Source organism: Lentzea nigeriaca (assembly GCF_016907955.1).
GTDB classification, from domain to species: domain Bacteria; phylum Actinomycetota; class Actinomycetes; order Mycobacteriales; family Pseudonocardiaceae; genus Lentzea; species Lentzea nigeriaca.
This window is the reverse complement of record NZ_JAFBCX010000021.1, coordinates 61,797-75,136: the sequence shown is the minus strand read 5'-3', so window position 1 is coordinate 75,136 and position 13,340 is coordinate 61,797. Positions and strand designations below refer to the sequence as shown.

Genomic DNA, 13,340 nt, shown 5'->3' with positions numbered 1-13,340 from the left:
GGTTGTCAGTGACGCCGTTCTAGCGTCCCTCCCATGAGTGCAAACGACTTCGACTTCTTCCACGGCCGCTGGCGCGTGGCCAACCGCAAGATCGCCGACATCCCCGGCCGCGGCACCGAGTGGGCAGAGTTCGACGCGGACGCCGAGTGCCGGCCGATCCTGGGCGGCATGGGGAACGTCGACAGCCTGCACGCCGGCGACTGGGAGGGCATGACGCTGCGGCAGTACGACCCGCTGCGGCAGGTGTGGCGCATCTGGTGGGCCTCCACCCGCGCCCCCGGCCACCTCGACCCGCCGCTCGAGGGCCGGTTCACCGACGGGCACGGCGTGTTCTTCGGCGACGACGTGGTCGGCGGCCACGAGGTGAAGCTGCGGTTCGACTGGACGGCGGGCGACGAACCCGTGTGGCAGCAACAGTTCTCCTACGACGGCGGCGAGACCTGGGAGACGAACTGGATCATGAGGTTCACCCGCGTGCCATGATGACGATCATGACGCTGACGTTCGCGGTCATCCCCACCCACAACCGCCCGGCCGAGCTGCGGCAGACCATCGCCACCCTCGGTCTGCCGCCCGAGCGGGTGCTGGTGGTCGACAACGCCAGCACCCCACCGGTCGCGGACGTCGACGCGACCGTGGTTCGGGACTCCGAACAACCGCCGAACCTCAGCAGGCTGTGGAACATCGGCCTCGACTGGGCCCACGAGCAGGCCGCCGGCGAGAAGTACGCGGTCGCGGTGCTGAACGACGACCTGGTGCTGCCACCGGGTTTCCTGGACACGATGGTCGAGGCGATGGACCGCACCGGCGCCGTGATCGCCTACCCCGACCAGTTCGGCCGCGGCTCGGACTGGCACAACACGGTGCAGGGCCCGATCGAGCCGAGGAACAACCGGCTGACCGGTTACGCGTTCGTGCTGAGCGGTCAGGCTGGACTGCGCGCCGACGAGCGGTTCCGCTGGTGGTACGGCGACGACGACCTGGAGTGGCAGGCGCAGGCCATCGGCGGCACGGTCCTCGTCGGCGGCGTCACCGTGGAACACCTGCACCCCAACGCTTCCACGGCCGAGAACCCGGTGCTGCGCGAACAGTCCGGAGTGGACAAGAAGTCGTTCATCGCGAAGTGGGGCCGGTCCGCGTGGGAACGCAAGCCGGGCGAGACGACCTGAGCGTCAGCTGATCTCGGCCAGGCCCATGCGCACGCGTCCGGCTTCGGAGTCCAGCAGATGGCGGGCGCGGGTGGCCCAGTCCGCGTCGATGCGGAAGCTGTCGCCCTGGAAGCGCGGGAACACGTGCAGGTGGAAGTGGAAGATCTCCTGGAACGCGGCCTCACCGTCGGCGAGGAACACGTTGACCCCCTCGCACCGCAGGCCGGAGCGCCGCAGAGCACGACCGATGCGATGGCCCATCCGCCAGACGTGCGCGCCCGTGTCCTCGTCCAGATCTTCCAGGCCCACGGCGTGCACGCGTGGCACGACCAGAACATGGCCGGGCGTCACGGCACCGAGGTCCATGAACGCCACCACCACGTCGTCCTCGAAGACGACACTCGCCTCGGCCTCTCCCGCGACGATGGCGCAGAAAACGGAGTCCTCCTGCACATGCACCCCCAAGTCAGCTGATCTGAGTCAGCGCCAGCCCGCCCGCCATCAGCACCGCGCACGCCAGCCCGTGCACGACGGGGTTGTGGACCAGCAGCGCCACGAACTCCCGCAGGAACGCGCTCGGCACGAAGTACCAGGCCGTCGGCGCGCCGATGACCTGCAGCCGCAGTCCCTGGTTGCGCGACAGCACGGCGGTGCGGAACACGTGGTAGTTGTTCGTGACCGCGACCACCCTGCCGCGCAGGCCCCGGTCGGCCAGCAACTCCTTGCTGTAGCGGAGGTTCTCCTCGGTCGTGGTCGCCTGGTCCTCCAAGACCACGTCGTCGTCGGGCACCCCGCGCTCGAGCAGGTACTGGCGCATCGCGAACGCCTCGGAGACGTCCTCATCGGCACCCTGCCCACCCGACACGACGATCACCGGCGACCGCCCGGCCTCCCGGTCGCGCCGGTACAGCCGCAGCGCGCGGTCGAGGCGCGAGGCGAGCAGCGGCGGCACCCGCGAGCCGATCAGGCCCGCGCCGAGCACCACGATGCCGTCGAAGCCGCTGCGCTGCCCGGTGCGACCGTAGATCACCGAGTACAGCAACAGGCTCACGAACAGGAACGCGATGTAGGCCGACACCAGGAACAACCCGATCGCGCTGCCGCGGATCCAGTCGTCGGCCTGGCTGATGCCCCACGCGAAGTAGATCATCTCACCGATCAGGGCGAGTCCCGCCAGCAATGACAGCAGGTTGCCGAGCGACCGGCCCTCGCGGCGGACCATGACGAGGCCGTTCGCGAGCAACGCCAGCGGCAGCAGCAGAAGCCCCACCACCGCGAGCATGAACGCGAGCAGCAGCGGCAGGCTGATCACCGGGTTGTCCCGGCCTGCCTCGGCGAGCAGGAGCAGCAGCATCACGAGCGTGATGCCGAGCCAGATCGCGTTGCTCAGCCTGCGGCGGTCGCGCACCATCCCGTAGACGAAGAACGCGGCGGGGATGAGGAACAGCAGGCCGGCGAGCACCGGCCAAGAGTAGTACCGATGATCACTCGGTGTTGCCGGAATCGGGTTGCGGAGCAGCGGGTTTCGGGCGCGGCCTCAGCCGCACGGCTCCCGTGGTGAGGTCGAGCGGACCGGTCTCCTCGTAGTCCTCACCGGTACCGGAGTCCGTCGCCTCGCTGCGGAGTTTGCGTCCCGGGAACAACTCACCCAACTGCCCCATGACCCCGACCCTACCCTCAGAACAGGGCGATGAGCAGCACGATCACCGCGATCGCGACGAGAACGGGGATCCACACCCCACCGGGCGGCCTGCGGTAGTGGCTGCGGACCGTGGTGGTGCGGAACCAGCTGTACGGGGCGTTGCGGCGGTGCCGACGAACCCAGGGCATCTGCTCCTCCTCACGGTAGCTCTCAGCCTGCGGATACCCCGATCCGCAGCCGGTCACGCACTCCCGCGAGCCCCTCGGCCGCCACCACCGGGTCGCCGATGTCGTTGCCGTACAGCACTTCGTGCCACGGTCCGAGCTGGTGCCAGAGCAACGCCCGCGCCCGCAGCTCCTCGGTGACGCCGTAGGCGAGCGCGACCGCGTCCGCGAACTCCGGCGGCGTGGAGTTCAACGCCCACGCCAGGTCCAGTGCCGCGTCCCCGATGTGCAGGTCACCGAAGTCGATCACGCCGGTCAGCACGCCGTCGCGGCCGAGCACGTGGTCCGGCCCGAGGTCGCCGTGCACGAGCGTGTCCGCCGGCAACCCGTCGAGCTTGGCCAGGAACTCCTCGCCACCCGGAACCTCCACCTCGGCACGGAACCGCTCGACCGGCAACGTCATCCGGCCGACACCGCGTTCCTCCGCCTCCGCCACCGGTGTCGCGTGCAGGGCGAGCAGGAACTCACCCAGCTGGCGGCCCTGGGCGGCGTTGAGCGACGCCAGTTCCTCGCCGGGCACCAGCTCGTGCCGCACGACCAGAGGCTCGTCCGAGACCACGACCGGCACCGGGACGGGCAACGGCAACCGCGGCGCGAGCCACGGCATCACCACTGACTCGCGCACCAGCTGCGGCCCGACCTCCGGACGGCGTGGCCGCCGGTCGACCCAGTGGCCGTCGACCAGCTCGGCCCGGCTGTCCCAACCCTCACCCAGGTACGTCACCCGGCCAGTGTCACCAGCGGTTCGCGCGCGCCCGAAACGACTTTCGCCTGCGCACGCGCACCCGTCCCCACCAGTGCAGAATTCGCGAATGGCCGCCACCGTCTCCTCCAAGCTGCTCTCCCTGCTCGGCACGTTCGACGCCCGCCACCGCCGCCAGACCCTGAGCGGCATCGCACGCCGAAGCGGCCTCCCGGTCAGCACCGTCCACCGCCTCCTGGCCGAGCTGGTCGCCTGGGGCGCGGTCCGCAGGCTGGAATCCGGCGAGTACGTCATCGGCAGCAGGATCTGGCGCCTCGGGCTGCTGGCGGCGGGCGAGGTCGACCTCAGCCGGGTGGCGGAACCGTTCCTGCACGACCTGCACGCCGCCACCCGCGCGGTGGTGCACCTGGCCGTGCGCGAGGGCACCGAGGTCCTCTACCTGGACCGGGTGTCGGGGCACGCGTCGGTGCCGATCGTCAGCTCGACGGGCAGCAGGTTGCCGTTGCACTCCACCGGTGTCGGCAAGGTGCTGCTCGCGCACGCCCCCGCGGAGGTGCAGGAGGAGGTCCTGCAACACCACCTGACGCGGATCACGGCCTACACGGTGACGGAGCCGGGACGGATGCGGGCGCAGCTGCACCGGATCAGGCGGGACGGGTACGCGCAGACGTTCGAGGAGATGACGCTCGGCGCGTGCAGCGTGGCGGTGCCGGTGGAGGTGGACGGGCACGTCGTGGCGGCGCTCGGGATCGTGGTGCCCGACCTGCGCAACGTGCGGGCGCGGCTCGTGGCGGCGTTGCAGGTGGCGGCGCGCGGGATCGGGCGGACGTTGGAACCGGGTTTCCATCCTCCGGAAATGGAACCTGGCGGTGACCTCGGCTGAGCGATTGAATCTTCAACCGTGGCAAGCGAGAAGCGTCAGTTACTCATCGGCGGCGACAGCGTTCCCGCGCTGGACGGCCGCACCACTGATGACCTCAACCCCTACACGGGTGAGGTGTACGCCGTCGTCGCCGCGGGTGGGTCCGCGGACGTCGAGCGTGCCGTCGACGCAGCGCAGGAAGCGTTCGCGGAGTGGTCCGCTACGTCGCCGTCGGTACGGCGGCGGATTCTGCTGCGAGCCGCCGACGAACTGGAGAGCCGCACGCCGGAGGCCATCGCCCTGATGGGCCAGGAGGTCGGAGGCGTCGCGGGCTGGGCCGGGTTCAACGTCATGCTGGCCGCCAACATCCTGCGGGAGGCCGCCGCGGCGGTCACCCAGCCCGTGGGCGAGGTGCTGACCACGGAGACGCCGGGACAGCTGTCGCTCGCGGTCAGGGAGCCGCTCGGGGTGGTGGCGGCGTTCGCGCCGTGGAACGCGCCGATCATCCTCAGCACACGGGCGGTCGCGGCGCCGATCGCCGCGGGCAACACCGTGGTGCTCAAGCCCAGCGAGGAAGCCCCGATCGCGGCCGGGCTGTTCATCGCCGAGGTGCTGCACGAGGCCGGACTGCCGGCGGGCGTGCTCAACGTCGTGACGAACGCGCCGTCCGACGCCGCCGTGGTGGCGGAGGCGCTGATCACCGACCCGCGCGTGCAGGCGGTGAACTTCACCGGGTCGACCGAGGTCGGGCGGATCGTCGGAACCCTGGCGGCGCAACACCTCAAGCCCGCCGTCCTGGAGCTCGGCGGCAAGAACTCGTTGCTGGTGCTCGACGACGCCGACCTGGATCACGCGGTCGAGGCGGCGACGTTCAGCTCCTTCTTCAACGCCGGTCAGATCTGCATGTCGGCCGACCGGATCCTGGTGCACCAGTCGGTGGCGGAGGAGTTCACCGCGAAGTTCGCCGCCAAGGTCGCCTCGCTCCCCCACGGCGACCCGACCGACCCCGGCACCGTGATCGGCCCGGTGATCACGCCGCGCGCCGCCGAACGCGTCGCCGCGCTGGTCGCCGAGGCGGTCGGCGAGGGCGCCCGCGTCCGAGCGGGCGGGGACGGGAGCGCGACGGTGCTGGACGGCGTGACCCCGGCCATGCGGATCTTCAACGAGGAGATCTTCGGGCCGGCCGTGGTGGTGACCACCGTCGCGGACGACGACGAGGCCGTCGCCATCGCCAACGGCACCGAGCACGGCCTGACCGCGGGCATCCTCACCGAGGACTCGCGGCGTGGCTTCGCTCTGGCACGCCGGATCCGCACCGGCATCGTGCACGTCGGCAACCAGACCGTGGACGACGAGCCGCAGGCACCGTTCGGTGGCGTGAAGGCCAGCGGCTACGGCAGGTTCGGTGGGCGGTGGGGCATCGAGGCCTTCTCCTCGACCCGATGGGTCACCGTCTCCAGCGAGCACGGCCACTTCCCGATCTAGGACAACTTCAACCCCGCTTCGTGCGCCACGATCGCCGCCTGCACCCGGTTCTCCGCCCCGAGCCGGGTCAGGATGGCGCTCACGTGCCCCTTCACCGTGCCCTCGACGAGGTCGAGCCGCCGCGCGATCTGCGCGTTCGACAGGCCTTCGCCGAGCAACGCCAGCACGTCGCGTTCCCGCGCGGTCAGCGACTCCACGCGGGAACGGGCCTCGCCGACCCGGCCGCCGCGAAACCGCGTGATCATCCGGGCCGCCACTTTCGGTGCCAGGTAAGCACCTCCGGACGCCAGCGCGTGCACGCCCGCGATCAGCTCACGCGGATCTCCCGACTTCAGCAGGAATCCGCGCGCGCCGCCGTCCAGGGCCCGTTCGAGGTAGCCGTCGTCGTTGAACGTCGTCAGCATCGCCACGCCGAACCCGAGGCGCACCAGCTCGTTCAGAGCCTCCAGGCCGTCGAGCCGAGGCATCCGGATGTCCATCAGCACGACGTCGGGACGGTGCTTCAGCGCCAGGTCGATCGCCTCGCGGCCGTCCGACGCCTCGGCCACCACCTCGATGCCCTGATCCGAACCGAGGATGGCGCGCACACCCGCGCGCACCATCGCCTCGTCATCGGCGAGCAGAACCCGAATCACGACTCCCCCGCGTGCGGCACCACCGCTACCAGCTCGAACCTGCCGTCACCACGGCTGACCCGCAGCGTACCTCCCGCGAGCCGCACCCGTTCCCGCAGCGCGATCAACCCCAGCCGGCTGCCGGGCCCGCGCCGCAGTCCCGCCTCGTTGGTCGCCTCCACCACCGTGGTCGCCTCGTCCGTCGTCACCTTCAGGACCACCACGGACTTCGGCGCGTGCTTGGCGGCGTTCGTCAACGCCTCCTGCACCACCCGACGCACGGTCGGCTCCACAGTGGACGGAACAGGGCCGTCCACTGTGAACTCGACCCGCAACCCGGCCGAAACGGCACGGTCCACGAGGTCCTGCAGCTCCACCACCGACGGCGGATCACCGTCGCGCAGCAGGAACACCAGATCCGCCAGCCGTTCCGTGGCTCCGGCGGCCGTCACCCGGAGCTGGGCGGCGGCCGCCTGGTGTTCGGCGGGCAGCGTCATCTCCAACGCACCCGCCTGCAGGGCCAGCAGGCTGAGCTCGTGGCCCAGCGTGTCGTGGACCTCGTGCGCGATCCGCGTGCGTTCCCGCAGGTGAGCGGCCTCGACGGAGGCCGCGGCCAGCGCTGCCTGCTGGTGCGCGACCCGGCCGAGCACCCACGGCAGCGCCACCGCCAGTCCCACCACGACGAACGTGACGAGGTCCAGCAGTCCCCCGGCGGCGAAGAGGATCACGGGCCAGCCGGGCCCCATCCGGCGGCCGAGCAGGAAGGCCGCCACGAACAGCACGACACACACCGCGACAGTCCACGGTGGAACGTTCTCGCGCATGAAGAACGACACCGTGACGGCGGCGGCGACGCACGCCGCCAGCGCCACGATCCTCATCGCCGCCACCTCACCACCGCCACACTGATGTTCATCACGCTGGACACGCCCAACCACACCACAAGCGGCAGCGAATAGACCGCCAGTTGGTGGAACGTGATGTCGCGCCCACCGCCGTAGATCAACCCGGTCAGCGCCGGCAGCGACAGCAGCACACCCAGCGGCACGAACCTGAGCACCTGCCACGCCTTGTGCAGCTTCCGCGGCCGCCGCAACGCCCGGACCCCGAGCCCCAGCGACAGCAGCGTCAGCGCCGCGAGCACGAGGTCGATGATCAACCGCGGCGACGAGGGCTCGGCGGGCGTCCTGCCCTCCAGCACGTCCGCGATGCCGTTCTCCAGCGCGTAGGTGCCCTCGTTGCCGAGCCCGACACCGCTGTTGGACATCACCGCGATGCCGTACCCGGACTGCGTCAGCAGCTGCCCGGCCGTGCTGGTGAACCAGATCCCGCTGTGCCGCAACCGTCCCTGCGAGTCGGTCTCCCAGCCCATGCCGTCCTTCGGTGCCGGCTTCTGCTGTGCCGCCAACCACTTCGCCATGTCCGCGGCCGTCGTGATCACACCGTCCGAACCGCCCACGAACCGATCCGGCTCGTTCAAAGGAACCGAGAACCCGTAGGCGTAGCCATAGCCGCGCCGGTAGTCCGGCGGCAGATCGCGCGGTGTCACGTTGATCGCGACGGTGTCCCGCATGCCCAACGGCTCGAAGATGTGCGCTCGCAGGTAGTCGTTGAACTTCTCGCCGGACGCGAGCTCGACCAGCCGCGCGGCCAGGTGGTAGTTCGTGTTGGTGTACCGGCGTTCACCGCCGGGCTCGGCGGTGCTCAGGACCTCGCGAGCCCGCTCCACCGCCTCCTCCGGCGTGTTCGGCTGCGGCAGGCTCTTCTCCGGCAACGTGCGGTCGCTGATGCCCGACGTGTGGTCGAGCAACTGCCGCGGCGTGATCTTCGACCCGAACACCGGAGCGTCCAGGTCGATCTTCCCGGGGTCGGCGAGCTGCCGCACAGCCAGCGCCGTGAACGACTTGCTGACCGAGGCGATCGCCATCTTCGAGTTCTCGGTGATCGGCGCGCCCGCCGAGTCGTGCCCGTAGCCCTGGACCGCGACCACCTGGTCCCCCTTGGTGATCGCCACCGCCACTCCCGGATGCGAAGCCTCCGCGGTGAAAGAGGAAACGAACAGCGCGAGCGCCGCCCCCACGATGATGTTCATGAACGAAAGGTAGGAAGCGCGGACGACGAAAACCCGACCCGAAAGACAGAGCGGACCCCCGACGAAAGTCAGGGGTCCGCCCGAGCGAACCGGCGATCAGTGACCCGCGGCCAGCTCCGCCGCCAGCCGGTCGTCACCGCTCTGCTCCTTGAGCGGCTTCTCCCTGATGAACAGCACCGCGAGCAGCGCCAGCACCGCGAACGGCGCACCCACCAGGAAGATCTCCGCGGTCGCGGTGGCGTAGATGTCCGCGATCACGGCCTTGATCTCGGGCGGCAGCACCGAGATGTCCGGCACCTGCGCACCATCGGAACCGCCCATGGGCCCGAACTTCTCGGCCGCGAGCGACGAGACCTTGTTCGCGAGCACCGCGCCCAGCGCCGACACACCGATCGCACCGCCCAGCGAGCGGAAGAACGTCAGCGTCGACGTCGTGGCGCCGAGGTCGCGGGCCGGCACGTCGTTCTGCGCCGCCAGCACCAGGTTCTGCATCATCAGACCCACGCCGACACCGAGCACGAACATGTGCACGGACACCATGACCACGGTGGTCGCAGCGGTGATCGTGGACAGCAGCAGCATGCCGGCGACCATGGTCGCGCCACCGGCGACCAGGAACGCCTTCCACCTGCCGTACTTCGTGATCAGCTGACCCGCGACGGTCGACGAGATCAGCAGGCCGAGGATCAGCGGCAGGCCCAGCAGACCGGCCTGGGTAGGCGTCTTGCCGAGCGACAGCTGGAAGTACTGCGAGAGGAACACCGTGCCGCCGAACATCGCGACACCGACCAGGGCGCTCGCGACGGTCGTCAGCGACACCGTGCGGTTGCGGAAGATCGACAGCGGCACGACGGGGTCGTGCGCGGTGGCCTCGACCCGGACGGCCGCGACCAGCAGCAGGACGCCCAGCGCCACCAGGCCCGCGGTCCAGCCCGACCACCAGTCGAACTTCTGACCGGCGAGCGACGACCAGATCAGCAGCGTGGACACACCGGACACGATCAGGAACGCGCCCAGGTAGTCGATCTTCGTGTCCTCCTTGCGCACGACCGGCAGGTGCAGGGTGCGCTGCAGCAGCCAGATCGCGGCGAGCGCGAACGGCACGCCGACGAAGAAGCACCAGCGCCAGCCGAGCCACGACGTGTCGACCAGCACGCCGCCGATCAGCGGGCCGGCGACGGTGCCGACGCCGAACACGGCACCGAACAGGCCGGAGTACCGCCCGAGCTCACGCGGCGGGATCATCGCGGCCATCACGATCGTCGCGAGCGCCGTGACACCACCGGCGCCCAGGCCCTGCACCACGCGGCTGACGATCAGCATCTCGACGTTCTGGGAGAAGCCCGCGATCAGCGACCCCGCCACGTACAGACCGAGCGAGGCCTGGATCAGCAGCTTGCGGCTGTAGAGGTCGGCGAGCTTGCCCCACAGCGGCACCGTCGCCGTCATCGCGAGCAGCTCGGTGGTGACGATCCACGCGAAGATCGACTGCGAGCCCTTGAGCTCGGCGACGATGCGTGGCAACGCGTTCGACACGACGGTGCCCGCCAGGATCGCGACGAACATGCCCAGCATCAGGCCCGACATGGCCTGGACGACGTCACGTCTGCTGTGGACCGGTGCCGGAGCATCGGTTTCGGTGCTCATGAGGTTCCCCCTTCGTGGTGATGCGGCACGTGAGCCAGCCCGGTGCCGAACAGGTCGAGCGCATCACCGACCACGTCACCCAGCGCCACGCTGTCGTCGAGCGCCCAGCGCGTCACCGCACAACGGAACGCGGCGCTTCCGGCGGCGACCAGCAGGCGCGGGTACAGGTGGGACTCAGGCAGTCCCGCCCGCTGCCCCACCGCGCTCGCGAGCAGCTGCTCGTACTCCGCGCTGTTGGCGAACGCGCGCACCAGCAGATCAGGCCGCTGCATCAGGACGTCCTTGCGCAGCAGCCACAGGTCCCGCGCGTTGTTCAGCTCGTCGGTGATCTCCGCGAGGATGGAGTCGCGGTACGCCTGGAACGGCGTGACGTCGTCCGGCGCGGCGAGGATGCGCTCGGCCATGCGCGGACCCGCCTCGGGGTCCGCGCCGATCAGCGCCTCGTCCTTGCTCGCGAAGTAGTTGAAGAACGTGCGCACCGAGACGTCGGCCTCGGCGGCGATCTCCTCAACGGTGACGTGGTCGTAGCCCCGCTCGGCGGCGAGACGCACGGTCGCCCGCTCCAGCGCCGCACGCGTGCGGCGCTTCTTGCGGTCGCGAAGGCTCTCCCCCGGTTGGCTCACCAGGCAAGAGTACAGGATAGTTTTGCAGTGAGTGCAACTTTGCAGAGTGCGAAGCGCGACTCCTACGACCAGGGCGTTTTCGGCTTGTCCTGCAACTCACCGTCAATGAAGAGATCGACTCGCTCGCTGTAGAAGCAGGCGAGCCCCGCGACCTTCTGGCTCTCCGGCAGCGGCGTCCGGTAGATCCACACCAGGTCCTCGTGGACCTTCCCGCCGACCTCGACCGACCAGTAGCCCGCGGTCCCCTTGTACGGGCAGTGCGTCTGCGTGTCCGACGGCCTGAGCAGGTCGAGCCGGACGTCGCTCAGCGGCAGGTAGTAGCGCGGCGGCAGCCCGGTCTCGAACAGGATCCGCGGCTGCGACGACGCCGCCAGCGTCACCCCGTCCAGCGCCACCCGGACGTGCCGCGAGCTGCCCAGCACGTCGACGCGCGTGTACGGGTCGCGCGGGTGGACGTAGATCGGCTCGTCCTCCTCGAGCCACTCGTCCATCGCCGCGAACTCGAACCGGACGAGGTCCCGCAGCTCCTCGATCGGCGAGTCCGGGTACGTCAGCGCCGCACCCTCAGCCGTTCCGCCGCTGGTCACGACGTCGTGGACGACACCGTCACCCCTGCTCGGCGAGTGCTTGGTCTCCCCCGTCGGCTTCAGCTCGACGCGGACGGAGGAAAGCGGCAGGTAGTAGGCCGGGTAGTACGGGATCTCCCAGACCAGGCGCGGCGAGACCGTGTCCACGACCAGCTCGCCACCGAAGTACGCACGGACCCGCTTCGCCGAGTGCTCTACCCGCACCCGTCCACGCTGTTCGTTGCCCATGTCCCATACCAACACGGGACGGCCGCGCAGGCTTCCTGGAGATCACGCGTTTCCGTCGAACAGACTCGTCACCGAGCCGTCCTCGAAGACCTCCTGGATCGCGCGAGCCAGCAACGGCGCGATGCTCAGCACGGTCAGGCCGGGGAACCGCTTCTCGTGCGGGATCGGCAGGGTGTCCGTGAGGATCACCTCGCGTGCCTTGCTGGCGACGAGACGTTCGTACGCGTCGCCGGACAGCACACCGTGGGTGGCCACGAGGACGACGTCCTTCGCGCCCTGCTCCAGCAGCTGCCGGGCCGCGCCCGTGCTCGTCATCGCCGTGTCGATCATGTCGTCGACCACGACGCACGTGCGTCCCTCGACGTCACCGACGACACGGTTGGCCATGACCTCGTTGGGGCGCAACGGATCACGCGTCTTGTGGATGAACGCGATCGGGCACCCGCCGAGCAGGTCTGCCCACTTCTCGGCGAGCCTGGTGCGACCGGCGTCCGGCGAGACGATCGCCAGGTCCTCGCCCTGGTACTTCGCGCGAACGTGGTCGGTCAGCAGCCACATGGCGTGCAGGTGGTCGACGGGTCCGTCGAAGAAGCCCTGCGCCTGCGCGGTGTGCAGGTCGACGGTGACGATCCGCTCCGCACCCGCGGTCCTGAACATGTCCGCGACCAGCCGAGCCGAAACCGGCTCACGTCCGGCGTACTTGCGGTCCTGACGCGCGTACGGGTACGAGGGCACGACCGCCGTGATCCGCTTGGCCGACGCGCGCTTGAGGGCGTCGACCATGAGCAGCTGCTCCACCAGCCAGTCGTTGATGGGCGCGCTGTGGCTCTGCATGACGAACGCGTCGGCGCCGCGCACCGACTCCTCGAACCGGACGAAGATCTCCCCGTTCGCGAAGTCGTAGGCGGCCTGCGGGGTGATCGCGACGCCGAGGTGCCCGGCCACGGCCTGCGCGAGCTCGGGGTGAGCCCTGCCGCTCAGCAGGATGAGCTGCCGCTTGGCGATGCCCGGCTTGCCGCTGACCATCGTCACGCTCCACGTCCGTCCGGCGATGAACCCGATGGTTCAGCATCACGACGAGATCACGCAAACGGCACGTCCGGCGGGTGAGATTCCACGTGGCAGGGCAACTCCGCGCACACGCTCGGTATGGATCGGATGACGTGGATTCACCTCATGGGGTATGTCGAGTGTGATTTCTTGATCGCCGTGCCTGATGGGTCAAGGACGATGCCTACCCTCGTCGCATGCCTGAAGACCAGGACGCTCCCGGCCCGACAACGCCGGCGCCACCACCGAGCCCGATCGTGATGAGCACCCCCATCCACGACCAGATCGCCGACCGGCTGGGTGTTCGTCAAATACATCGACGACCGGATTGACCGCCGACATGGATGGCCCCTGCGTCTCACCGTGCTCGGAGCCGTCGTGGCACTCGTGGTCATTCCCGCACCGGTCGCCCAAGCCTCGGTGCCGCAGGTCGAG

General features: G+C 69.7%; 16 protein-coding genes. 4 read left to right on the top strand and 12 right to left on the bottom strand.

The window, feature by feature from the left end:
• The first annotated feature begins 33 nt into the window (after positions 1–33).
• Together JOD27_RS39815 and JOD27_RS39810 are read left to right on the top strand one after the other, a co-directional pair.
• Positions 34–483, top strand: coding sequence for a hypothetical protein (locus tag JOD27_RS39815; protein ID WP_204767543.1), 450 nt, complete (start codon positions 34–36; stop codon positions 481–483).
• An 8-nt stretch (positions 484–491) separates the two neighbouring features.
• Entirely contained in the window at positions 492–1,169 is a 678-nt protein-coding gene (locus tag JOD27_RS39810; RefSeq protein WP_204767542.1) for a glycosyltransferase family 2 protein, read from the top strand.
• Between the two features lie 3 nt (positions 1,170–1,172).
• On the opposite strand, the gene JOD27_RS39805 is transcribed toward JOD27_RS39810, so the two are convergent.
• The 5 genes from JOD27_RS39805 to JOD27_RS39785 are packed head-to-tail and all read right to left on the bottom strand — an operon-like array spanning position 1,173 to position 3,738.
• The gene (locus tag JOD27_RS39805; RefSeq protein ID WP_307830604.1) at positions 1,173–1,607 is read right to left on the bottom strand and encodes an HIT family protein; all 435 of its coding nucleotides are present in this window, start codon (positions 1,605–1,607) and stop codon (positions 1,173–1,175) included.
• Between the two features lie 7 nt (positions 1,608–1,614).
• Positions 1,615–2,610 carry a YdcF family protein gene (locus JOD27_RS39800; protein WP_307830598.1) on the bottom strand — a complete coding sequence of 332 codons (996 nt, stop codon included), beginning with the start codon at positions 2,608–2,610 and terminating at the stop codon, positions 1,615–1,617.
• 22 nt (positions 2,611–2,632) lie between these two features.
• On the bottom strand, positions 2,633–2,809 hold the full coding sequence (locus JOD27_RS39795) for a hypothetical protein (RefSeq protein WP_204767541.1): 177 nt from the start codon (positions 2,807–2,809) through the stop codon (positions 2,633–2,635).
• Positions 2,810–2,825: 16 nt separating this feature from the next.
• Positions 2,826–2,978, bottom strand: a complete 153-nt coding sequence (locus JOD27_RS39790; RefSeq protein ID WP_204767540.1) for a hypothetical protein — start codon at positions 2,976–2,978, stop codon at positions 2,826–2,828.
• Between the two features lie 22 nt (positions 2,979–3,000).
• The gene (locus JOD27_RS39785) at positions 3,001–3,738 is read right to left on the bottom strand and encodes an aminoglycoside phosphotransferase family protein (RefSeq protein WP_307830597.1); all 738 of its coding nucleotides are present in this window, start codon (positions 3,736–3,738) and stop codon (positions 3,001–3,003) included.
• Between the two features lie 88 nt (positions 3,739–3,826).
• Here JOD27_RS39785 and JOD27_RS39780 point away from each other — a divergent pair, with 88 nt between their 5' ends.
• Both JOD27_RS39780 and JOD27_RS39775 read left to right on the top strand, forming a co-directional pair.
• Positions 3,827–4,600 (top strand): IclR family transcriptional regulator, encoded by a 774-nt coding sequence (locus JOD27_RS39780; RefSeq protein WP_204767538.1) that lies wholly within the window; start codon positions 3,827–3,829, stop codon positions 4,598–4,600.
• Positions 4,601–4,618: 18 nt separating this feature from the next.
• The gene (locus tag JOD27_RS39775; RefSeq protein ID WP_204767537.1) at positions 4,619–6,064 is read left to right on the top strand and encodes an aldehyde dehydrogenase family protein; all 1,446 of its coding nucleotides are present in this window, start codon (positions 4,619–4,621) and stop codon (positions 6,062–6,064) included.
• Here JOD27_RS39775 and JOD27_RS39770 read toward each other — a convergent pair.
• From JOD27_RS39770 to JOD27_RS39740, 7 genes are all read right to left on the bottom strand, one after another.
• On the bottom strand, positions 6,061–6,699 hold the full coding sequence (locus JOD27_RS39770) for a response regulator (protein WP_204767536.1): 639 nt from the start codon (positions 6,697–6,699) through the stop codon (positions 6,061–6,063). The two genes, JOD27_RS39775 and JOD27_RS39770, sit on opposite strands and share 4 nt — an antisense overlap.
• A complete protein-coding gene (locus JOD27_RS39765) occupies positions 6,696–7,559 on the bottom strand; it encodes a sensor histidine kinase (protein WP_204767535.1) in 864 nt (287 codons plus the stop codon). Before JOD27_RS39765 ends, JOD27_RS39770 begins: the two co-directional genes overlap by 4 nt.
• Positions 7,556–8,770 carry a serine hydrolase domain-containing protein gene (locus JOD27_RS39760; protein WP_204767534.1) on the bottom strand — a complete coding sequence of 405 codons (1,215 nt, stop codon included), beginning with the start codon at positions 8,768–8,770 and terminating at the stop codon, positions 7,556–7,558. Before JOD27_RS39760 ends, JOD27_RS39765 begins: the two co-directional genes overlap by 4 nt.
• Before the next feature lie 96 nt (positions 8,771–8,866).
• Positions 8,867–10,417, bottom strand: a complete 1,551-nt coding sequence (locus JOD27_RS39755; RefSeq protein WP_204767533.1) for an MDR family MFS transporter — start codon at positions 10,415–10,417, stop codon at positions 8,867–8,869.
• Entirely contained in the window at positions 10,414–11,040 is a 627-nt protein-coding gene (locus JOD27_RS39750) for a TetR/AcrR family transcriptional regulator (RefSeq protein ID WP_204767532.1), read from the bottom strand. The genes JOD27_RS39755 and JOD27_RS39750 overlap by 4 nt, the downstream gene beginning before the upstream one ends.
• A 62-nt stretch (positions 11,041–11,102) precedes the next feature.
• Positions 11,103–11,855 (bottom strand): DUF427 domain-containing protein, encoded by a 753-nt coding sequence (locus JOD27_RS39745; RefSeq protein WP_204767531.1) that lies wholly within the window; start codon positions 11,853–11,855, stop codon positions 11,103–11,105.
• A gap of 42 nt (positions 11,856–11,897) precedes the next feature.
• Positions 11,898–12,881, bottom strand: coding sequence for a ribose-phosphate diphosphokinase (locus JOD27_RS39740; protein ID WP_204767589.1), 984 nt, complete (start codon positions 12,879–12,881; stop codon positions 11,898–11,900).
• Positions 12,882–13,340 lie beyond the last annotated feature (459 nt).